The 20774-nt window shown below is 68.9% G+C and carries 22 protein-coding genes and 1 tRNA gene; 14 read left to right on the top strand and 9 right to left on the bottom strand.

Annotated elements, in window-relative coordinates:
• Positions 1-6: 6 nt before the first annotated feature.
• Both CIK77_RS08855 and CIK77_RS08850 read right to left on the bottom strand, forming a co-directional pair.
• Entirely contained in the window at positions 7-522 is a 516-nt protein-coding gene (locus tag CIK77_RS08855; protein WP_087053468.1) for an FHA domain-containing protein FhaB/FipA, read from the bottom strand.
• Positions 519-1256: an FhaA domain-containing protein gene (locus CIK77_RS08850; protein ID WP_087053470.1), complete on the bottom strand. Its 738-nt coding sequence runs from the start codon at positions 1254-1256 to the stop codon at positions 519-521. The genes CIK77_RS08855 and CIK77_RS08850 overlap by 4 nt, the downstream gene beginning before the upstream one ends.
• A gap of 359 nt (positions 1257-1615) precedes the next feature.
• Between CIK77_RS08850 and CIK77_RS08845 the strand changes: the two genes are divergently transcribed.
• From CIK77_RS08845 to CIK77_RS08835, 3 genes are all read left to right on the top strand, one after another.
• Positions 1616-1699: transfer RNA gene (locus tag CIK77_RS08845), tRNA-Leu, on the top strand.
• 220 nt (positions 1700-1919) lie between these two features.
• Positions 1920-2225, top strand: a complete 306-nt coding sequence (locus CIK77_RS08840) for a hypothetical protein (protein WP_140403473.1) — start codon at positions 1920-1922, stop codon at positions 2223-2225.
• Positions 2226-2350: 125 nt separating this feature from the next.
• Positions 2351-3133 (top strand): YidC/Oxa1 family membrane protein insertase, encoded by a 783-nt coding sequence (locus tag CIK77_RS08835; protein ID WP_087053473.1) that lies wholly within the window; start codon positions 2351-2353, stop codon positions 3131-3133.
• A 73-nt stretch (positions 3134-3206) separates the two neighbouring features.
• Here CIK77_RS08835 and CIK77_RS08830 read toward each other — a convergent pair whose 3' ends face one another.
• Positions 3207-3608: a RidA family protein gene (locus tag CIK77_RS08830; protein WP_087053474.1), complete on the bottom strand. Its 402-nt coding sequence runs from the start codon at positions 3606-3608 to the stop codon at positions 3207-3209.
• A gap of 198 nt (positions 3609-3806) precedes the next feature.
• Complete coding sequence (locus tag CIK77_RS08825; RefSeq protein ID WP_170934005.1) at positions 3807-4577, bottom strand: IclR family transcriptional regulator; 771 nt, start codon at positions 4575-4577, stop codon at positions 3807-3809.
• 260 nt (positions 4578-4837) lie between these two features.
• On the opposite strand from CIK77_RS08825, the gene CIK77_RS08820 reads away from it, so the two are divergent.
• The 4 genes from CIK77_RS08820 to CIK77_RS08805 are packed head-to-tail and all read left to right on the top strand — an operon-like array spanning position 4838 to position 9220.
• The gene (locus tag CIK77_RS08820) at positions 4838-5824 is read left to right on the top strand and encodes a sugar kinase (protein WP_249268438.1); all 987 of its coding nucleotides are present in this window, start codon (positions 4838-4840) and stop codon (positions 5822-5824) included.
• The gene (locus CIK77_RS08815; RefSeq protein WP_170934006.1) at positions 5818-6414 is read left to right on the top strand and encodes a bifunctional 4-hydroxy-2-oxoglutarate aldolase/2-dehydro-3-deoxy-phosphogluconate aldolase; all 597 of its coding nucleotides are present in this window, start codon (positions 5818-5820) and stop codon (positions 6412-6414) included. The genes CIK77_RS08820 and CIK77_RS08815 overlap by 7 nt, the downstream gene beginning before the upstream one ends.
• On the top strand, positions 6411-8024 hold the full coding sequence (locus CIK77_RS08810; RefSeq protein WP_087053478.1) for an N-acyl-D-amino-acid deacylase family protein: 1614 nt from the start codon (positions 6411-6413) through the stop codon (positions 8022-8024). Before CIK77_RS08815 ends, CIK77_RS08810 begins: the two co-directional genes overlap by 4 nt.
• Positions 8021-9220: an alanine racemase gene (locus tag CIK77_RS08805; RefSeq protein WP_087053480.1), complete on the top strand. Its 1200-nt coding sequence runs from the start codon at positions 8021-8023 to the stop codon at positions 9218-9220. Before CIK77_RS08810 ends, CIK77_RS08805 begins: the two co-directional genes overlap by 4 nt.
• A gap of 45 nt (positions 9221-9265) precedes the next feature.
• Here the strand turns inward: CIK77_RS08805 and CIK77_RS08800 are convergent, their stop codons facing one another.
• Complete coding sequence (locus tag CIK77_RS08800) at positions 9266-9643, bottom strand: cupin domain-containing protein (protein ID WP_087053481.1); 378 nt, start codon at positions 9641-9643, stop codon at positions 9266-9268.
• Entirely contained in the window at positions 9640-10614 is a 975-nt protein-coding gene (locus CIK77_RS08795) for a zinc-binding dehydrogenase (RefSeq protein ID WP_087053482.1), read from the bottom strand. The genes CIK77_RS08800 and CIK77_RS08795 overlap by 4 nt, the downstream gene beginning before the upstream one ends.
• 345 nt (positions 10615-10959) lie before the next feature.
• Between CIK77_RS08795 and CIK77_RS08790 the strand changes: the two genes are divergently transcribed.
• Complete coding sequence (locus tag CIK77_RS08790; protein ID WP_087053483.1) at positions 10960-11166, top strand: cold-shock protein; 207 nt, start codon at positions 10960-10962, stop codon at positions 11164-11166.
• 163 nt (positions 11167-11329) lie between these two features.
• Here CIK77_RS08790 and CIK77_RS08785 read toward each other — a convergent pair whose 3' ends face one another.
• The 3 genes from CIK77_RS08785 to nucS all read right to left on the bottom strand — a co-directional run bounded on the left by CIK77_RS08785 (position 11330) and on the right by nucS (position 14253).
• A complete protein-coding gene (locus tag CIK77_RS08785; protein ID WP_249268439.1) occupies positions 11330-12484 on the bottom strand; it encodes a MalY/PatB family protein in 1155 nt (384 codons plus the stop codon).
• Positions 12485-12693: 209 nt separating this feature from the next.
• Positions 12694-13386 carry an HAD hydrolase-like protein gene (locus tag CIK77_RS08780; protein WP_087053484.1) on the bottom strand — a complete coding sequence of 231 codons (693 nt, stop codon included), beginning with the start codon at positions 13384-13386 and terminating at the stop codon, positions 12694-12696.
• A 171-nt stretch (positions 13387-13557) separates the two neighbouring features.
• A complete protein-coding gene (gene nucS, locus CIK77_RS08775) occupies positions 13558-14253 on the bottom strand; it encodes an endonuclease NucS (protein WP_087053485.1) in 696 nt (231 codons plus the stop codon).
• A 144-nt stretch (positions 14254-14397) separates the two neighbouring features.
• On the opposite strand from nucS, the gene CIK77_RS08770 reads away from it, so the two are divergent.
• From CIK77_RS08770 to mnhG, 6 genes are read left to right on the top strand one after another with little or no spacing between them, the layout of a single operon-like run.
• Positions 14398-17394, top strand: coding sequence for a Na+/H+ antiporter subunit A (locus CIK77_RS08770; protein WP_087053487.1), 2997 nt, complete (start codon positions 14398-14400; stop codon positions 17392-17394).
• Positions 17391-17894, top strand: coding sequence for a Na(+)/H(+) antiporter subunit C (locus tag CIK77_RS08765; RefSeq protein WP_087053489.1), 504 nt, complete (start codon positions 17391-17393; stop codon positions 17892-17894). Before CIK77_RS08770 ends, CIK77_RS08765 begins: the two co-directional genes overlap by 4 nt.
• Positions 17891-19450: a Na+/H+ antiporter subunit D gene (locus CIK77_RS08760; RefSeq protein WP_087053490.1), complete on the top strand. Its 1560-nt coding sequence runs from the start codon at positions 17891-17893 to the stop codon at positions 19448-19450. The genes CIK77_RS08765 and CIK77_RS08760 overlap by 4 nt, the downstream gene beginning before the upstream one ends.
• Positions 19447-20025: a Na+/H+ antiporter subunit E gene (locus CIK77_RS08755; protein ID WP_087053492.1), complete on the top strand. Its 579-nt coding sequence runs from the start codon at positions 19447-19449 to the stop codon at positions 20023-20025. The genes CIK77_RS08760 and CIK77_RS08755 overlap by 4 nt, the downstream gene beginning before the upstream one ends.
• Positions 20022-20354, top strand: a complete 333-nt coding sequence (locus tag CIK77_RS08750) for a monovalent cation/H+ antiporter complex subunit F (RefSeq protein WP_332841610.1) — start codon at positions 20022-20024, stop codon at positions 20352-20354. Before CIK77_RS08755 ends, CIK77_RS08750 begins: the two co-directional genes overlap by 4 nt.
• Positions 20351-20698 carry a monovalent cation/H(+) antiporter subunit G gene (mnhG, locus tag CIK77_RS08745; protein ID WP_087053493.1) on the top strand — a complete coding sequence of 116 codons (348 nt, stop codon included), beginning with the start codon at positions 20351-20353 and terminating at the stop codon, positions 20696-20698. The genes CIK77_RS08750 and mnhG overlap by 4 nt, the downstream gene beginning before the upstream one ends.
• The last annotated feature ends 76 nt before the right edge of the window (positions 20699-20774 follow it).

Below are 20774 nucleotides of genomic sequence, written 5' to 3'. Positions count from 1 at the left end.
GTGGGGCTACTTCCTCAGCTCGAAGGTCGTCGCCCCGACCTTGATCGGCGCACCCGTCTGCACCGCGACCGGCGCAGACGACGCCACTCGCACGCCGTCGTGCATCGTGCCGTTGGTCGAATCGAGATCCTGGATCATCCACTGCTCGCCCCACAGCACGAGACGTGCGTGGTGGCCCGAGGTGTAGTCGTCGCGGATGACGAGCCCGGCCTCACTCGATCGGCCGATTGTGAGCGGGTCGGTTCCGAGGGGCACCTCGAGGCCCGCCTTCGGGCCGGAGGTGATCACGATGCGGCTGACCGTCGATGTCGTGGCGGGGCCGGTCGTGGCGACGCTGGGCGTCGGGGTCGGGGGAGTGGAGGGTGCGGCGGGTGCCGCCGTACGAGCCGGCTGCGGCTCCGGCAGCTTTCGGGCACGGGATCCGAACAGGTCAGCGCGCAGCGCGAACACCACAGCCAGCACGAACAGCCACATGACGAGCAGGAAGCCGCCGCGCAGCAGAAGGAGGGTGAGGTCGGTCATGTCGATGGCCGCTCCTGTGCGTCGAATATCCGGGTCGCTGCGTCGTGCGCCGGTCGGCGAGGGGAGGATGCGCGGGGAACCACACGGAAGACGATATCGGTGCGACCGATGCGAATGACAGACCCGGATGCCAACGGGGCCTTCTTCACAGACGCCCCATCGAGCTTCGAGCCGTTCGTCGAGCCGAGATCGCGCACCATCGCGCTGGTGCCGTCCCAGAGGATCTCGACGTGCTTGCGGCTCGTTCCGGTGTCGGCGATCGTGATGTCGGCGTCGCTGCCGCGCCCGATCACGGTGCGGGCGGCGGTGAGCACGTGCTGGCGGCCGGCGATCTCGACCACCGCCTGCCACGACACCTGCGCGCCCTCGGCGGTTCCCGACTCGATCCGGATCGTGCCCGCCGGGATGTCGCCGTCCGGCCTGATGGCGATGCGCACGGGGCCGGCGAAGCTGTAGCCCTGCTTCGCCGCGTGCTTGCTGACGATCTCGTCGAGCTCGCTGTTCAGCGCCGGACCGATGCGATTCATCCGGTCGGCGTCCGCCGGATTGAGGCACACGGTGAGATCGTTCGGCGCGAGAATGCGGTCACGGCTGACCACAGCCGCACTGCTGTCGAGCTCGCCGCGCAGAGCGGAGGCGATCTCAACGGGCTGAACGCCGCTGCGGAAGGTCTTCGCGAAGGCGCCGTTCACGGCACGCTCGAGCCCCTTCTCAAAGCTGTCCAGAAGTCCCAAGCGATTTCTCCATCCGTCGGCCACGTTTGGCCCATCGTAGCCACGGCCGGTGATAACCAGCCTGAAGAGGTGCAGAAGGCTGTGCGCGCGGGCTGGCGAGCACCGAGCTGTGGCAGCGACGCGGACGGCCTTCGAGGTGCGTCGAGCCGCGGCAGAATCGCCGGGACACGGCGTTTCCTAGCCGATTGTGCCGTGTCTCGAGGATTCTGCAGTGCCTCGGGGATTGATTTCCGGGCAGCGCGTCCTCTCCGCGGTTCTGCGCGGCTTCGAGCTCCCGCAGCGGACGATGTTCGGTTCGTTCGCATTCCCCGCGCCGTGTTAGGATCTTCAGGTTGAGAAAGAGCGCACGCGCTCGACTCGCGCGAGTGGCGGAATTGGTAGACGCGCTGGCTTCAGGTGCCAGTGTCCTTACGGACGTGGGGGTTCAAGTCCCCCCTCGCGCACGGTATGACGTTGGGCCCGACGGAATGGTCGGGCCCAACGTCGTCTCCGGTCCCGATGCCGGATATGTCGTCCGGTCGAGACGCGCCGTCGTCGTCCGTGAGGCGGCGCGTTTCGCTGTGCGCGAGGGTTCGGACGGCCTGACCGCGGCGCACCGGCTCACCTGCTCGGCGAACGTTCCGAGTAGAGTGGCCGCACACTGAGCGGTGGGAGGTGAGAGCGGTGCTGGTTTCACTGTGGATCGCGCTGCACTTCATCGTGCTCACGCTCACCGTTGCGTTCGGCTCGCACGTGCCGTCGTCGCCGTTCCAGGCGCTGCTCTTCCTCGCTGTCGGTGCCCTCCTGGTGGCGGTCGTCGTTCCGCGGGCTCTGCGCACACTGACTCGCGCGCTGCTGATCGCGCCGAATGCGCCGCCGAAGGGCCTGCGCGTTCGCACGACCCCGGCCCGCCGGCTCGCAGGCCAGCCGGGCACTCGCGGCACCGCCATGGTGCGCGCGCCGTCGTTCGTCGTTCACGCCTCGGCCTGAGCGACGACCTCTTCCTCCCCGCTGACTTCAGCAGGGGAATGCTCTCCCGCACGCCGCGGGCGGCTCCGTCGTTCTCACGAGGCGATCAATCGATCGATATTCCTTGCGAACGAGACGAGAACGACATGGACATCTACGAATTCCCACCCATCCGCATCCTGATCAGCGCCGCATACTGGCTGGTCACCCGGATCAGCGAGCTGCTCGAACCGCTGGCCGGCACCGAGAGCGCGGCGGCCGCGGTCATCCTGCTCACGATCGCGGTCCGCATCGTGCTGATACCCGTCGGCCGGTCGCAGGTCAGGGCCGGCATCATCCGGGAGCGACTCGCGCCGCAGCTCGCAGAGCTCCAGCGTCGGTACAAGAAGAACCCGGAGCTGCTCCAGCGCAAGACGATGGAGCTCTATGCGGCGGAGAAGTCGTCGCCGTTCGCCGGCTGCCTGCCCGTGCTCGCGCAGACGCCGCTCCTGATGGCCGTCTACGGGCTGTTCATCCGGCAGACCGTCGACGGGCACGCCAACGAGCTGCTGACGCACACGTTCCTGGGCATCCCGCTGGACGCAGGGTTCATCGGGCAGATCGTCGCCGGTGCCGCCGACTGGGGGTCAGCTCTGGTGTTCGTCGCGATCATGGTGCTGATCGCGATCGTCGCGCAGGCATCGCGCCGCCTGCTCGCGCCGCCGACACCGGCCACGCCGGCGGAGCGTCCAGATGGAGCGCCCGACCTGTCCCGGATGATGCGCGTGCTGAGCTTCATGCCCTTCCTCACGGCGGCGATCGCCGCGTTCGTGCCGCTTGCCGCCGCCCTCTACCTGCTCACGACGACGGCCTGGACCCTGGGGGAGAGGATCATCCTTCGGCGAGTGCTGGGCGGAGCGCCCGGAGCCGGTGAGGCGGTGGCCGCGTGAGGAGTGTCAGCCGGGTCGCCGCAGCGACTGCGTCAGCACGGATCGGGTGATGCGAGCCTGCTGACGCGGCCGCTCAGTCCACGACGGCGAGGGCGTCGATCTCGACCAGCATCTCCGCGTGCGGCAGGCCGACGAAGACGGTGGTGCGGCCGGGGAGGACGCCGTCACCGACGTGGCGTTCGACGAACTCGCCGTACGCCTCGTTCATGGCGGCGAAGTCACCGCGGTCGGTGAGGTAGACCCGGAACATCACCACGTCGGCGACGCTCGCACCGCCGGCTTCGACAATGGCGCGCACGTTCTCGAGGGTGCGAAGGGTCTGCGCGTGCACGTCGCCCTCGGCGATGTAGCGCTTCGTCACAGGATCCATCGGACCCTGACCGGAGACCTGCAGCACGTTGCCGTGCCTGACTCCCTGGGAGAACGTGTGCGCGGCGGCGGGGGCGGCGTCGGTCCGGATGGCGGTGCGTGGCATCAGTGTTCCTCTCAAGAGCGGGCGTGATGATGCTAGGGCAAAGTGCAGGAATCACAAAGGCTGTTGCACCACACGCAACACACCCCTGGTCGTCTCCGCCCGGTCGTCTCCGCCCCGCGCGAGTGCCTACGTTCTTCGCGAATGCCTATGCAATGTCGTAGGCGTTCGCGAACTTCGTAGGCACTCGTGTGCGTCGCCCTACCCCAGGTCCCGCGAGACCCGGCTTGCGGTCTCGAGCAGATCGTCGAGGTGGGTGCGCAGGTCATCGAGGTTGTGCAGCGCTTTCAGCGACGTGAGCGAGATCGCGCCGACGACGGTGCCGTCCGAGTTGGACACGGGCGTGGCGATGCAGTTCGTGAATCCCTCGAACTCGCTGTCGTCGACGGCCCAGCCGCGCCGCGCGATCCGGTCGAGCTCGACGTCGAGGCTCTTCCGGTCAGTCAGCGTCGTGTCGGTGTACGCGTGCCATTCGACGCCGGCGAGCACGGCGTCGCGGCGCGCGGCGGGCAGCTGCGCGAGGATCGCCTTGCCGACCCCCGTCGCCTGCGGCAGCACGGTTCGGCCGACGCGGGAGTACATCCGCACACCGCTGGTGTCCTCGATCTTGTCGACGTACACGATGCTGTTCTCCATCAGCTGCGCCAGGTGCACCGTGCAGCCGGCACGAGTCTGCAGCCGGATGAGGTGGTCGTGCGCGATGCGGCGCAGGTCGATGCGCTCCAGTGCATGCTGGGCGATCGAGATGATGCGCGGGCCGATCGCGTATCGACCGTCCGACCGGTGCACGAGGAAGCCGGCGCGCTCGAGCGTCTGCAGCTGACGGAACACCGTCGAACGGTGCACGTCGAACTTCTCCGCCGCCTCGGCGAGGGTGCGCGGGTCCTCTGCGATGAACTCGATGAGCTCCGTCGCGCGTTGCACGGTCTGCGACACTGTGTCCCCCGGAATCGGCCTGAGCGATGCGCTCATGCTGTCACAGCGCGCGAACCCGGGCCAAGCGCCCCGCCGTGCACTGCCCCCGGGCGTCGCGCGCACAGCGCAGTCATCTCTCGGCGCAGTGCTCGCGAGAAGCGCGGACTGCCGCGGATGGCGTCGGAGGCATTCGGTGTGTCGACTGCGCTGTGTCCGGCGGAGCAGCCTTGACGTCGTTCCCGCCGCGAACCTATGCTCGAAGGACATCGGATGTCGCAACAGATTGTGCAAATAATGCAACATGACGGAATCAGGCGGTGAGCGCTGCGGAACCCGCCGACGTGCTCTGCCTCGGCGAGAGCATGGTGCTCGTCGCCGCGGCAGGTGAGGGTCTGCGCAGCGCCGAGACGGCCGAGCTGCACATCGCGGGAGCCGAGTCGAACGTCGCGGTCGGGCTGACCCATCTCGGCCGTCGTGCGGAGTGGTTCAGCAGAGTCGGCGCCGATCCGTTCGGCAGTCGGATCCTCGAAGCGCTGCGCCTCCGCGGCGTCGAGACCCCGCGCGTCGTCGAAGACGGCACCAGGCAGACCGGCGTCTACTTCAAAGACGTCGTCGACGGCCGCAGCGACGTGCTCTACTACCGCGCGCGTTCCGCCGCCTCGGCGATGAGCCCCGCCGATCTCGCGGGCCTGCGTCTGGCCGAGCGCCGCGTGTGCCACCTGTCCGGCATCACTGCCGCGCTGTCGGAATCGTGCAATGACCTCGTCGACGCGGTGCTCTCCGGCAGATCGGGTGACGTCGTGACGAGCTTCGACGTGAACTTCCGCCCTCGGCTCTGGGCATCCGAGCGCGCAGCACCCGTGCTGCTCGAGCACGCCCGCCGTGCCGACATCGTCTTCGTCGGCCGCGACGAGGCGGCCGAGCTGTGGGGCACCGCAACGGCGGACGAGGTGCGCGAGCTGCTGCCGGATGTCGGTGCGCTCGTCGTCAAGGACGCCGACGTCGGCGCGACGAGCTTCGTCGGCACCGAGCGCGTGCACGTTCCCGCACCCTCTGTCGACGTGGTGGAGCCGATCGGGGCGGGCGACGCGTTCGCCGCCGGCTACCTCGACGGTCGGCTGGGCGGCGCGGACGAGCGCACCTGTCTGCGTCGCGGCCACGTGATGGCGGCGCATGCGCTGCGGCACCGCGGCGACACCCCGGATCCGGGGCCCGCACAGCGGCTCAGAGAGCTCGCCGCGATCGGCGAAGAGGAATGGAACGCACTGCGCTTCGCAGTGCAGGAGGAGACGGTGCGATGGTGACGTTCGACGAGCTGTTCGACGGGCAGCGGTTCATGGCGATCCTGCGCGGAATGGCACCGGCCGAGGCTGTTGCGCTGGCGACGCGGGCATGGGATCTCGGCATCGACCTCGTCGAGGTGCCGATCCAGACACCGGATGCCGTTGCGTCGCTCGAAGCGGTGGTCGCAGCCGGTCGGGAACGGGGAAAGCGGGTCGGATCCGGCACGGTCGTCACGGTCGAGCAGGTCGAGGCCAGCGCGAGCGCGGGTGCCGCCTTCACGGTCGCGCCCGGCACCGACGGCAGCGTGCTCGACGCGAGCCATCGTCGCGAGATGCCGCACCTGCCAGGCGTGGCCACGGCGACCGAGGTGCAGCGCGCGCAGGCGCTCGGCGTCGACTGGGTGAAGGCCTTCCCCGCCGCCACGCTCGGCACCTCGTGGTTCCGCACGATGCGCGGCCCGTTCCCCGGCATCCGATTCGTCGCCACCGGCGGCATGGACGCGCACAACGCCGAGGAGTTCCTCGCCGCCGGCGTCTCGGTCGTCGCCGTCGGCTCCGCGCTGAGCGACCCGCGCCAGATCGACCTGCTCGCCCGGTACGCGTCCGCATGACACGCACCGTCATCCGGGGAGGCGCCGTCGTCGACGACCGCGCTGAGGCGGGAACGCGCGCCGACGTCGCGATCTCCGACGGCCGGATCTCGGAGGTCGGGCGCATCGATCCTCGAGTCGGCGATGAGGTGATCGACGCCGGAGGGCGTCTCGTGCTGCCCGGTTTCGTCGACGCGCACTCCCACGCCGATGGGCGGGTGTTCGATCCGGATGTGGCCCTCGCGCTCCTGCGCCAGGGGATCACAACGGTGATCGCCGGCCAGGACGGCGTCTCCTATGCGCCGGGCGATGGGCGATGGGCGAGCGACTACTTCGCCGCGATCAACGGCGAGCATCCGCAGTTCCGCGGCGGAGGCGTCGCCGACCTGCTCGCGACCTACGACGACGCGACGCCCGTGAACGTCGGCTGCCTCGTCCCGGCCGGCACCGTGCGCCACGACGTGATGGGCATGTCCGCCGACCCGGCGACCGACGGGCAGCTGCGGCGGATGCAGGAGCTGGTCGCAGACGGTCTGCGTGACGGCGCGCTCGGGCTGTCGACCGGCCTCGACTACGTGCCGGGCCTCTTCGCCGATACCACCGAGATCGCGAAGCTGACCGAGCCCGTCGCAGCCGCCGACGCCCTGTACGTGACGCACATGCGGGGCGGATACGAGCGGGGCTCGGACGTCGGCGTGCGCGAGATCGCCGCGATCTGCGCGCACAGCGGCGTCGCGGCGCACATCTCGCACTTCCACCTCGACGCGGAGCACGGCTGGCGCCTCATGGGCGACCTCGCCGACGGCGGGGCGGACGCGACGTTCGATATGTACCCGTACACGCGCGGCGCTTCGCTGCTGTCGATGCCGACGCTGCCGCCCGAGTACAGCGCGCTCGCCGCTGGCGACGCGGCGGCGCGGCTGCAGAGTCCGGATGAGGTCGCCAGACTGCGCACCGAGTGGTTTCCGCGCGTGGCCGAGCACCCGAGCCTCGGGCCAGACTGGCCAGGCATGATCACGATCTCCTCGATGCCGAACAGCGAGTGGGCCTGGTGCGCCGGGCTGACGCTCGCGGAGATCGCACAGCGGCTCGGCGTCGACGCGGCGGAGGCGACGATCCGGATGCTCGTCGCGGGAGACATGCGCGTCGGTGCGGTGATGGCCGTGCTCGACGAGCGGCCGATGGAGAATCTGGCCAGGCTGTTCTCTCATCCGGGTTTCATGGGCGGGTCGGATGGCATCTTCGTCGGACAGGCGCCGCATCCTCGCGCGTACGGCGCGTTCGCGCGGCTGCTGGCGATGGCCGCCGACGGCAGGTGGACATGGCAGCAGGCGGCGCACCGCCTGTCGGAGCGCCCCGCCGCACGGATGAGGTTGGGACGGCGCGGCGCCGTGTGGGCCGGATTCCACGCCGACCTCGTACTGGTCGACCCCGCCGCCGTCGCCGACAGGGCGGACTACGCGAACCCGCTCCGTCTCGCTGAGGGCATCGACGACGTGCTCGTGGCCGGCGTCCCGGTTCTCGCGGATGGTGCGCTGACGGGCAGGACGCCAGGCCGCGGTCTGCGCCGGGACGTGTCATCGTTGACGGCGGGAGCACCGGATGGCCGTGCAGGAACGGAGAGAGCATGAGCGAGACGATTGCGGCGCCGTGGGCGACGAAGGGGCTGTGGCCGGGCGGCGGGGAGGATCGGACCCTCTTCGACGGCAGCGTCGCGTTCCCCGCGATGGTCCTGCGCGAGCGCGCGCTCGCGCGCAACATCCGGTCTCTGGCTGACTTCTGCACACGGCACGATCTGAGCTTCGCGCCGCACGGCAAGACCACGATGTCGCCGCAGCTGTTCGCCAGGCAGCTTGCAGAAGGCGCGTGGGGGATCACGGTCGCGATGGGGCATCAGGCGCGCGCGGCGCGCGGCTTCGGGGTCTCGCGCATTCTGATCGCGAACGAGGTGCTCGATCCGGCGACGCTGAGATGGATCGCGGATGAGGCTGCAGGGGGAGCAGGCGAGATCCTCTTCCTCGTCGACTCGGACGAGGGCAGCGCCGCGGCGGCTCGCGAGGGCGTGCGCGCAGGCGTCGAGCTCCCGGTGCTCGTCGACATCGGCCATGCCGGGGGCCGCACGGGAGTGCGTCATCCGGATGAGGCGGCGCGGCTGGCGCACATCGTGCACGACATCGAGGGCGTTCGGCTGGCGGGAGTCTCCTCGTACGAGGGAGGTCTGCGCAGCGTCGCCGAGGTGACCGACTACTTCGACGGCGTCAGAGCGATCACTCGGCGGCTTCGCCTGGAAGGCGTGCTTCCTGAGCGGCCGATCGTGACAGCCGGTGGCAGCGCGTACTTCGACCGGGTGGCGGTCGAGCTCGGCGAGGCGCTCGCCGGTGACGCGCAGGTGATCCTGCGCAGCGGGGCGTACGTCTCACACGACGACGGCGTGTACGTGGGAAAGACCGCGTTCAATCGGATTCCGGATGAGGGGCGCCTCGACGCCGCGCTGGAGATCTGGGCGCACGTGGTGTCGGTGCCGGAACCAGGGATCGCGATCATCGGAATGGGCAAACGAGACGCTCCGTACGACGAGGGCATGCCCGTTCCGCTCCGCCAGCGGACCGCCGACGGCGTCGTCTCCGAGATCGCCGATCGAGCAGCGGTGACGAAGCTGGACGACCAGCACGCCTACCTGAGCTGCGAGGACGGCTTCGCCCCGCGACCCGGCGACCTGGTCTGCTTCGGCATCTCCCACCCGTGCACCGCATTCGACAAGTGGCGCAGGGTCCCCGTCGCCGACGACCACGACCGCATCACCGAGATCATCGACACGTACTTCTGACGAGCCGCGCGTGCGGCATCCGCGCCGGCGCCTCAGGACACGCGTTCAGGCACCCAGCAGCGGCCCTGGAGTGCGGTGCTGATGCACGGTGAGGTAGCGCAGGCCGCCCGGCCCCGCCGTGAATGCGCGGCGGGATCCGCGGGGGAGCCACACCACGTGGCCGGGGGAGAGCGCGATGTCGGTGGTCGCGGTGGTCAGCGTCCCTGCTCCCGCGACGACATGGATCAGTACATCGATCGCCGGCCCCCGGTGCAAGGCGATGCCCTCGCCCGGCGGCAGTGCGATGACGTTCGCGTCGAGGTCGCGCTCGCCCGAGGGGATGTTCCAGACCGCGCCGATCTCACCGGGTTCGCCGACACGGGCCGCAAGATCGCGCGTGTCGGCGACGATCCGCGGCTCGGTCCCATCCGGCACTTCGGTCATGGCCGCAGCAGCACCTTGCCCGCACGTCCTGGGCGGTTGTGGGCGGCGACGGCGTCGGCGATCCGGTCGAACGAGAAGATCTCCTCGACCGGAAGGGTGATGTCGCCGCTGGCGGCGAGCTCGACGACTTCCCGGATGAGCGAGGCGCGTTCGAGCGGATCCATCGCGGACATGACCTTGGAGCCCCAGAAGCCCTCGATCGTCACCTGACGGAAGATGATGTGACGGCTCGCCGCCTCGATCCGCGCCGAGCCCATGGCGCCGAACAGCACGACCCGGCCGCCGTCGGCGACGAGCTCGAGCATGTCGCCGACCGCGGGCCCGCCGACCGAGTCGACGCCGACGGTGATGGGTGCGCCGCCGGTGATCTCGGCCGCCCGATCGCGCCAGTCGTCCTGGTCGGTCGCCACGACGCGATCGATTCCTGCTGCGGCGAGTTCGGCGACGCCCTCGCTGCGGCGCACGAGTCCGAGCACGTTCACGCCGCGGCTGCGGGCGAACTGTGCCACGAGCCTCCCCACGGCTCCGCCCGCGGCGTTCTGCGCGATCCAGTCCCCCTCGCTCACGCCGAGCGCGTTCAGCAGCGCCAGGGCGCTGGCCGGCATCGAGATGAGCTGTGAGGCCGACTCGTCGTCCAGGGCATCCGGCACCGGTACGAGCCCTGCCGCGTTCGCGACGAACGTCTCCGCCCACGCACCGAACGCTCCGCCGGCGACGCGCTGGCCGATCTGCAGCGAGTCGACGCCCTCGCCGAGGGCCTCGACGACGCCGGTTGCCTCCGTGCCTGACTGTGCGGGAAGGGGCGGCACGAAGCCGTAGTCACCCGACACCGTGAGCACATCGTGGTTGTGAATCGGCGACAGCGTGGTGCGCACGAGCGCCTGGCCGGGGCCTGGCACCGGATCGGGGACCTCCTGCACGCGGAGCTGCTGGGCGGGGTCGCCGAAGGTGTCGTGGATGAGCGCGCGCATAGTCGGCTTTCTGTTGGGACGGTCACCGAGCTACAGCGCGCAGTGACGTCGTTTCATTCCATCGACACGGTCGGGAAGCGCCGTCGTCTGCCCGGGCAGTTCGATGCTCGTGTCCCCCAAATGGGGGACACTGCCGTATGCTGGAAGAAGACGTCCTCTCTCGGTCGTCCGGCCCCCGCTGTTTCCCCCCAACGGCGGGGGCCGTTTTATGTCTTCACGGGGGAAGATTCCTGTGAATCCGAAGCAGATTCTCTCGCGCCCTATCGCCAGAGCGATCGAACGGTTAGCGTGGGACCTGGCCGACACGAAATCTGAGTCGGCTTCATCTCTATAGAACGGCAATACATGAGCACGCAGGGTACCGTCAAGTGGTTCAACTCGGAGAAGGGCTACGGCTTCATCTCTCCCGACGAGGGCGGCTCTGACGTCTTCGCGCACTACACCGCCATCGATTCGCAGGGCTACCGCTCGCTGGAAGAGAACCAGCGCGTGGAGTTCGAGATCGCACAGGGCCCGAAGGGCCTGCAGGCGGAGAGCATCCGGCCGCTGTAGTCCGGCAGATCTCACGAAGGCCCCGTTCGCATTCTGCGGACGGGGCCTTCGTCGTCGGGTGGCGAATCAGCGCGAGTGGACCCCTTGTGATCGAGTGGACGCCTTGTGTCCGTAGGCGACGGGTCCGCTCGAAGACAAGTGGTACGTTCGCGTGCCGTGTGCGTCAGTGGGCGCGCACTGCCTCGCCCATGGCGCGGATGGCCTGCTCCATGATCGGGCGCGGTGTCGCGAAGTTGAAGCGCACCGCCTGTGCGTTGCCGTCGCCGCAGAGCGCGCCGTCAGTCGGCACGACGTCGGCTGAGCTGGCGAAGAACTCTGCGGGCGAGCCGGGAAGCTCCAGTGCAGAGCAGTCCAACCAGCCGAGGTATGTGCCCTCGGGCGCGGTGTAGCGCACGCCGGGCAGGTGCTCGGCGATCAGATCGCCGAGCAGGCGACGGTTGCCGTCGAGGTAGTCCAGCACCTCGGCGAGCCAAGCGCCGCCGCCGGTGTAGGCGGCCGTGTTCGCCACGACGCCGAGGTTGGACGCCTCGAAATGCAGCGAGCGGGCGTTGTCGGCCCAGTACTTGCGGTCGGCGTCGTTCGACAGCACGACCTGAGCGGCCTTCAGGCCAGGCAGGTTGAACGCCTTCGAGGCGCTGGTCGCCGTGAGCGTGTGGCCTGCGTTGACCTCATTCACCGAGGCGTACGGCACGTGGCGCCCGCCCGCGTAGACCAGCGGCGCGTGGATCTCGTCGGAGAACACGCGCGCACCACGGCGGTCGACGACCTCGCCGATCGCGGCCATCTCGTCGCGGCGCAGCACCCGCCCGATCGGGTTGTGCGGGTTGCACAGAATGAGCAGCCCACCGCCGTCGGCGAAGGCGCGGTCGAGCGCGTCGAGGTCGTACTCCCATCCGGTCTCCGTGCGCAGCATCGGCACCTGAATGATCCTGCGGTTCATCACAGGAGGCACGGTGAGGAACGGCATGTACGCCGGCGTCGGCAGCACGATCGCCGAACCGGGCTCGCTGAAGTGCTCGATCGCGACCTCGAACGCCTGAATGACGTCGGATATCTGCTTCACGTCATCCGGATCGACCTGCCAGTCGTAGCGCTCGGCCGCCCATCCGGTGAACGCCTCGCGCAGGGCGAGGTCGGTTGCGGGCGGCAGGTACCCGAACGCGCCGTTGTCGACCGCATCGTGCAGCGCCTGCGTGATGGCGGGCGCGATGCCGAAGTCCATCTCGGCCACGAATGCGGGAGTCTTGCCGGGGAAGTACGACCACTTCAGGCTGCCGACCTCGCGCAGCTGGTCGGGCGTAATGGAATCGAAGCTCACGTTGTAGAGCGTATCGCCCGCGGGGGGCACAGGGGCCGCCGGATGTCGCGGAGTTGCGTGGCGCGGGCGCTCCGGGTCGCGCCGTCACGCGGCGTCTGCGCGAGCGTGCACCTTGTGATCGAGTGGGCCCCTTGCATCCGGACCCAAGCGCCCCGCTCGGTGCGAAAGGGGACGTTCGCGGTGCGCGGGGCTGTGCGGTGCGGGCGGTGCTACGCCGCGGCGAGGGCGGGCAGGCCGGCGCGGAGCAGCTCGCGCAGCTCGGCGGGGGCGTCGACCGTGGCGATCGAGCCTGCCTCCTCGCCGGGGTTTCCGAAGCCCCACGTGGCGAAGACGACAGGGACGCCGTGCTCCGCGGCGCCGTCGACGTCGTGGTGCCGGTCGCCGATCAGCACGGGCGACGAGGTGTCGGCGCCGGCCGCACGCAGCCGTTCGAGGGCGTTGCCGACGACCACGGCCTTGGTGTCGTTGATCTCCGCGTCGGAGCGGGCTCCGGCGATCGCGGTGAATGCGTCATCGAGACCGTAGTGCTCGAGGATGGCCCTGACCTGGTTCTCGGGCTTGGTGCTCGCGGTTGAGATCGGTACGCCGGCCTCGCTCACCTCGCGCACGAGTTCGGGGATGCCGTCGTACAACCTGACCGACGTGGCGTAGCCGCCGCGGGAGGCCAGCTCGCGATACATGCCGACTGCCGTGATCGCCTCATCCGGATTCAACCCCGCCCGCACCTGGAACGACTCGAGCATGGGCGGCCCGATCCACGCGCGCAGGTCGTCGAATGTGGGAACCGGATGCCCGAGCTCGGTGAGCACCTGCTGCACGCGCGGCATGATGCCGGCCGTCGCATCGGCGATCACCCCGTCGACATCCCACAGAACACAGGTGAACTCGCGCACATCAGCCATGCCTCCAGCCTATCGACAGGCCCCTGCGGGATCGCCCCGCCCAGGCTGCCGAGATGCGACTTGTCATCGAGATGCGCCGCTCGGGACACTTCTGTGTCGAAGAAGTGTGCGTCTCGGCGGCCCGTGCTCCCCGACTGAGACAAGCGCGACCACCGGATGGACATCGGGATCTCAGAACAGCCGGGGGACGCCCGACTCGATCCCCTTCATGTCGTCGTAGTCGAGCACGAGGCACTCGATGCCGCGGTCCTCGGCGAGAGTGCGCGCCTGCGGCTTGATCTCCTGGGCGGCGAATACGCCTCGGATGCCCGTCAGCAGTGGGTCGCGGCCGAGCAGGTCGAGATAGCGGGTGAGCTGCTCGACGCCGTCGATATCGCCGCGGCGCTTGATCTCGACGGCGATGTGCTGGCCGTCTGAGCCGCGCACCATCAGGTCGACGGGGCCGATGGCGGTGGGGAACTCGCGTCGCACGAGCGCTGCTCCCTCGGAGACCCGGTCGACCTGCTCGGCGAGGAGGCGCTGCAGATCGGATTCGACGCCGTCCTTGATCAGGCCGGGGTCGACACCCAGATCATGGGAGGAGTCCGAGATGATCTCGTGGATGCGCACGGTGAGCGCGTCGCCCGACTTCTGGTGCGTCACCTTCCACACCTCGACGACGCCCGCCGAGGCGAGTTCCTCATCCGGTTCTGACACGTCCGTGCGGCACGGCGAGCTCATCCAGTTCAGCGGCTTGTACGAGCCGCCGTCGGAATGGATGAGGACGCTGCCGTCGCCCTTGTGCATCAGCACACGCTTCGCGAGCGGGAGATGGGCGTTGAGGCGGCCGGTGTAGTCGACGGAGCATTCGGCAATGACGAGGCGCACCGAACCAACCTAACCGCACAATCTTAGTCCGAGCGCATCCGAGCCGACTCAGCAATCGGCCGATAGTCTTGATGCGGACCCAAAACATACCGGATCACACCCGCCGCCTGTGCACCCGCGCCGGCCAGACGACGAGGAGGCGCCATGCTTGCGATCCTCGTCGTGTTCGCGGTGCTGTCGTTCGCCGTGGTTCCGCTCGCACGATTCCTCGGCTCGCGCGTGTTCTATCTGGCCGCGCTGCTGCCCATCGCCGGCTTCGTGCACGCGCTGATGCAGGCTCCGGCGGTCGTCGCAGGTCCTGTGCCACACGAGGCATACGAGTGGATCCGCCCCCTCGACGTCGAGATCTCGATGCGGATGGACGCACTCAGCTGGGCGCTGACCCTGGTCGTCACCGGGGTCGGCGCGATCGTGCTGATCTACTGCGCCACCTACTTCCGCGGCCAGGGAGCGGGCAGAGGGCGGTTCGCCGGCGAGCTGCTCGGCTTCGCCGGAACGATGTACGGTCTGGTGCTCACCGACGACATCATCATGCTCGTCATCTTCTGGGAGATCACGAGCATCCTGTCGTACCTGCTCATCGGCCACTACTTCAATCGTGCCGCCAGCCGCCGTGCGGCGCTGCAGTCACTGCTGACGACCACGCTCGGCGGGCTGGTGATGTTCGTCGGCGCAGTGATCCTCGCCGTGCAGGTCGGCTCGAACTCGATCAGCGCGATTCTCAGCGACCCGCCGTCAGGGGCGCTGACGAACATCGCCCTGGTCTGCCTGCTGATCGGCGCGTTCAGCAAGTCTGCGATCTTCCCGTTCCACTACTGGCTTCCTGGCGCGATGGCCGCGCCTACGCCCGTGAGCGCGTATCTGCACGCTGCGGCGATGGTCAAGGCGGGCATCTATCTGCTCGCGCGCTTCGCGCCGACCTTCGCAGAGGCGGAGCCGTGGCGCCCGCTGGTGGTGTCGCTCGGCGTGTTCACCATGCTGCTCGGCGGCTTCCAGGCGCTGCGCGAAGTCGATCTGAAGCGACTTCTCGCCTACGGCACGGTGAGCCAGCTCGGATTCATCACGGTCGTGATCGGCTTCGGCACGCGCGACACTGCGCTGGCAGGTCTCACGCTGCTGTTGGCGCACTCGCTGTTCAAGGCGGCGCTGTTCCTCGTGGTCGGCATCATCGACCGTCAGCTCTCCACACGCGACATCGGCGACCTCAGCGGTGTGGGCAGGCAGGCGCCTACTCTCGCCGTGATCTCGGTCGTGTCCGTCGCCTCGATGGCAGGGCTGCCGCCGCTGCTCGGATTCGTGGCGAAGGAGACCGCCCTGACGGCGATGCTCGATGAGGCGCTCGCCGGCAGCGTGTGGGGCTGCGTCGCGCTCGGGGGGATCGTGCTCGGCTCTGCGCTCACCGCGGCGTACGGGCTGCGCTTCGTGTGGGGTGCGTTCTGGACCAAACGCGACGCCGACGGCAGCGTGCGTGCGCGCACGCCGTGGCCGGACCCTCCTCTCGACTTCGTCGCCAGCCCGCTGCTGCTCGCGGTGCTCACCGCCGCCTGCGGCATCGCGGTCCCTGTGCTCGATCCGATGCTCGGCGCGTACGCCGATTCTGCTCAGGGCGGGCACGGCATTCATCTCGCGCTCTGGCACGGGCTCGAGCCGGCACTCGCCCTGTCCGCCGCCTCGCTCGCCGTGGGCGTCGGTGTGTTCTGGGCGTCGCGGCGGCTCGAACGGTATCGCCGTTGGCGCTTGCTCCCGCTGCCCGCGTCCGACGTCTACTACCTCGTCACTCGCGAGATCGATCGACTCGCCGTCATGGTGACCCGTGCCATCCAGCGCGGCTCGCTGCCGACGTACGTCGCGCTCTCGTTCGTCGTGCTGGTCGCAGCCGAGGCGGCGGTTCTCGTCGTGCACGGCGACTGGACGATGCTGCTGGAGCCGTGGCACCATCCGGCGCAGCCCGTCGCCGCTGTGCTGATGATCGCGGCGGGAATCTTGGCAGTCAGGGCGACCAAGCGGTTCACGGGAGTCGTGCTGGTGTCGGTGTCCGGCCTCGGAATGGTCACTCTGTTCGCCCTCTCCGGTGCCCCGGATCTGGCGATCACACAGGTGCTCATCGAGACCGTCACGCTCGTGGTGTTCACCCTCGTGCTGCGGCGCATCCCGGCGCGCATGGGCAGCCACCACGGCTCGAGCAGGCCCGTCATACGTGCGCTCATCGGCGCGGCGGTGGGCGTCACGATGGCGGTCGTCGCAGTCGTCGCTTCGAGCGCGCGGATCGCCGAGCCGGTCTCTGTCGCCTGGGAGGAACTGGCATACGAGATCGGGCACGGCAGCAACATCGTCAACGTCGCGCTCGTCGACCTGCGCGGCTGGGACACGATGGGAGAGCTCAGCGTGCTCGTGCTGGCTGCCACAGGCGTCACATCGCTCGTGTTCGTCACGGCTCGCGAGGACCGGATGACGGGGGTGCGCCGCGCGATGCGGAAGAAGACCACGTTCAGGCAGCGTCTGCGACTCGGGCGCACACCCATGGTCGAGACGACCGGCGGCATCCGGCTGCAGGACGACGGCAACCGCGGGGCGCGACGCGCGTGGCTCCTCGGCGGTGCGAGCATGAGCGCGGCTTCACGCTCCCTGATTCTCGAAGTCGTCGTGCGGATCCTGTTCCACACGATCATCGTCATCTCGATCTATCTTCTCTTCGCTGGGCACAACCTCCCGGGCGGCGGCTTCGCGGGCGGGCTTGTCGCCGGCCTGGCCCTCGTGATGCGCTACGTCGCCGGGGGCAGGTACGAGCTCGGCATCGCCGCACCCACCGACGCCGGCTACATGCTGGGATCCGGTATGGTGCTCGCCGTCGGCACGGCCGTTGCGCCGATGCTGTTCGGCCTGGATCCGCTCACGCGCGCGGTCTGGGAAGCGGAGCTGCCGTTGGTCGGACACGTCGAGTTCGTCACGTCGACGGTCTTCGACATCGGCGTGTACCTCGTCGTCGTCGGCCTGGTGCTCGACGTGCTCCGCTCTCTCGGCGGCGAGGTCGATCGACAGATCATGGACGACGGCGGTCGCCGATTCGTCCCGGCCGCAGGTGACGAAGCCGCCGCGCCGACGGGCGCCGTGTCCGAGCCGGAGAGGGGAGGATCGTCGTGAGCGTCTCCCTCTCTCTGGTGGTCGTGATGGCCGTGCTGTATGCCGCAGGCGTGTACGCCATGATGGAGCGCAGCCTGACCCGTGTGCTCATCGGGTTCCTGCTGCTCGGCAACGCCACCAATCTGCTCCTGCTCATCGCGATGGGGTTCCCCGGCGTCTCGCCGTTCCACGGAAACGCGGGTGAGCAGTCCGATCCGCTGCCGCAGGCCCTCATGCTGACGGCGATCGTGATCACCTTCGCCGTCAGTGCCTTCCTGCTCGCGCTGATCTATCGATCGTGGCAGTTGGGCCAGGAGGACACAGTGCGGGACGACGAAGAGGACATCGCGCTGCGCGAGCGGGCATCCGAGACAGTCGTCGCGCTCGACGACGAAGAGGACGCCGCCGAGGTGGAGGACTCCGAGCGGACCGACTTCTCCGATGACGCAGTCGGGCCGGTCACAACGGCGAGCATCGTCCTTCCGGATGAGCGCCGCCGGCGGAGCGGAGGCGCAGAATGAGCCTGCTCGTCCCGCTGTTCGTGGCGCTGCCGCTGCTGGGTGCCGCATTCACGCTGCTGCTCGGTCGTCACCGCCGGATGCAGATCGGCGTCTCGGTGGTCACGCTCAGTGCGACATTCCTGCTCGCGGCGGTGATGCTCGTCGCGGTCGACCTCGGCACGCCGCTGGCTGTCTCAGTCGGCGGATGGCCGCTCCCGTTCGGCATCGTGCTCTACGTCGATCGCCTCGCGGCCCTTCTGGTGGCGGTGTCGAGCATCGTGCTGCTCGCCGTGCTGCTGTTCTCCGTCGGGCAGGGCTCAGCCGATCGCGATCAGGACACTCCGGTGTCGATCTTCCACCCGACGTACCTGATCCTGGCGGCCGGGATCTTCAACTCGTTCATCGCGGGCGACCTGTTCAATCTCTACGTCGGTTTCGAGATCCTGCTCGTCGCCTCGTACGTGCTGATCACGCTGGGCTCGACCAAGGAGCGCATCCGGACCGGCACCGTCTACATCGTCGTCTCTCTGGTGTCGAGCGTCATCTTCCTCTCCGCGATCGCGGTGATCTACGGCGCGCTCGGCACGGTGAACATGGCGCAGATCGCCGAGCGGATGGGGGAGCTGCCGGACGGCGTGCAGATGCTGCTGCACATCATGCTGCTGCTGGGCTTCGCCGTGAAAGCCGCGATCTTCCCGCTGTCGTTCTGGCTTCCCGACTCCTATCCGACGGCTCCTGCGCCGGTCACCGCGGTGTTCGCCGGCCTGTTGACCAAGGTCGGGGTCTATGCGATCATCCGGACCGAGTTGCAGTTGTTCCCCGACAGCGATCTCGATCTGGTCCTGGCGATCGCGGCCGTCGCGACGATGATCGTGGGGATCCTGGGCGCCGTCGCGCAGGCGGAGCTCAAGCGCATCCTCTCATTCACACTCGTCAGCCACGTCGGCTACATGATCTTCGGCCTCGCGATACACACCGAAGCGGCGGTCGGTGCCACGGTGTACTACATGATCCACCACATCGTGGTGCAGACGACCCTCTTCCTCGCAGTGGGGCTGATCGAACGCTACGCGGGCTCGACCTCGATCCTGCGGGTGAGGGGCCTCGTCACGGCGGCGCCGCTGATCGCCGCGCTGTACTTCATCCCCGCACTCAACCTGGGCGGGCTGCCGCCGTTCTCCGGGTTCATCGGCAAGTTCGCGCTGTTCGACGCGGCTGCGAGCGTCGGCACGCCCATCATGTGGGTGTCGATCGCCGCAGGCGTCGTGACGTCGCTGCTGACGCTGTACGCGCTGATGCGGGCGTGGAACATGTCGTTCTGGCGCGGCCACGAGGAAGAGGCGACGGACGCGGACGCCCGCTTCAAGCACCTGGAGCAGGCACCGGCAGCCGACAGCCAGTCGGAGCGCCGCGAGAGCCCCAGGATCATGACGGGCGCGACGATCGGCATGGTCGCGGTCACGCTCGCGCTGACCGTGTTCGCCGGTCCGATCTACGACGTGTGCGAACGCATCGGTGAGTCGCTGCTGCAGCCCATCTCGCTCGTGGAGCTCGAGGGGGTGGAGCAGGGATCATGACGCTGAAGCGCTTCTGGAACCAGCTGCCGTTCTTCGCCTGGCTGGTGCTGCTGTGGATGCTGCTCTGGGGGCAGTTCACGTGGCTCACGGCCGTCTCCGGCATCGTCGTGGCGGTCGTGGTGACGCGCGTGTTCCGGCTGCCGCCCGCAGACCTGACGGGCCGCGTCAGCCTGTTCTGGCTCCTCATCTTCGGGCTGCAGTTCTTGTGGGAAGTCGTTCTGGGCGCACTGCAGGTGGCCTGGCAGGCCGTCGGGCCCGGCACACCGTCCGCAGCGATCGTGAAGGCGCCGCTGCGCGTCGACGATGATCTGATCATGACTCACGTCGCCGTGGCCACTTCTCTCGTGCCGGGAACGACCGTCATCGAGGCCGATCGCGCGCGCCGGGTGCTGTACCTGCATGCCATCGGCGTGCGCACCGATGCTGATCTCGACGTCGTGCGCCGCCACGTGCTCATCTGGGAGAAGCGGATCGTACGGGCCGTCGGTTCGCGCGCGGAGCTGAGGACCTGCCGCGCAGGGGACGCGCCGTACTTCGAGCGTCGCGCGGCCGAGTCGGGGAGCGAGGCACGATGATCATCTCGATACTCGTGACCGCGATCGCGGTCGTCTTCGCAGTCGGCGCCGTCCTCACGATCATCCGGATGGTGAAAGGCCCGTCGATCCTGGATCGTGCTCTGGCCAGCGATGTGCTGCTGACGATGGTGCTGTGCCTGCTGGGCGCGGAGGCGGCGATCAACCGCCGCACGGACACGCTGCCGATCATGCTGATGATCGCGGCGACAGGGGTGCTCGGCACGGTGGCGGTCGCGCGCTTCGTCGCCCGTCGTGAAGGGCGCGACGGGCGCGAGACACGCGGACCGAGTGACCGGGCGCCAGGCGACAGCGGGGAGGCGGAGCAGTGATCCTCTACATCGTCGCGCTCTCGCTCGTGCTGCTGGGCGCCGTGCTGTGTCTGACGGCCGCAATCGGGCTGCTGCGGTTCCGCGATGTGCCGAGCCGGATCCACGCGGCCTCGAAGCCGCAGGTGCTCGGGCTCATCCTGATCGCGGCCGGCGTCGCCGTCTCGCTCGAGTCGTGGGCCGCTGTCGGCTTCCTCGTGCCGGTTGTCGTCATTCAGCTCGCCACCGCGCCGCTGTCTGCGCATATGGCGGGGCGCCAGGCCTACCGCAACGGCACGCTCGACGCGAAGCACCTGGTGCGGGACGAGCTGGATAGGGATCGTGAGGTCATCGAGGACGAGGGCTGACGCTGACGGGGACGCGAGCACGCCGCTCGGTGCGTTGTCGTCAGTCGCCGGGCTCTCGGCCCGACTCCTTCCTCCG

The sequence above is a fragment of the Microbacterium sp. JB110 genome (assembly GCF_003335195.1).
Taxonomy (GTDB): domain Bacteria; phylum Actinomycetota; class Actinomycetes; order Actinomycetales; family Microbacteriaceae; genus Microbacterium.
The sequence above is the reverse complement of the archived record's forward strand: the minus strand, read 5'-3'. Positions and strand labels throughout refer to the sequence as shown.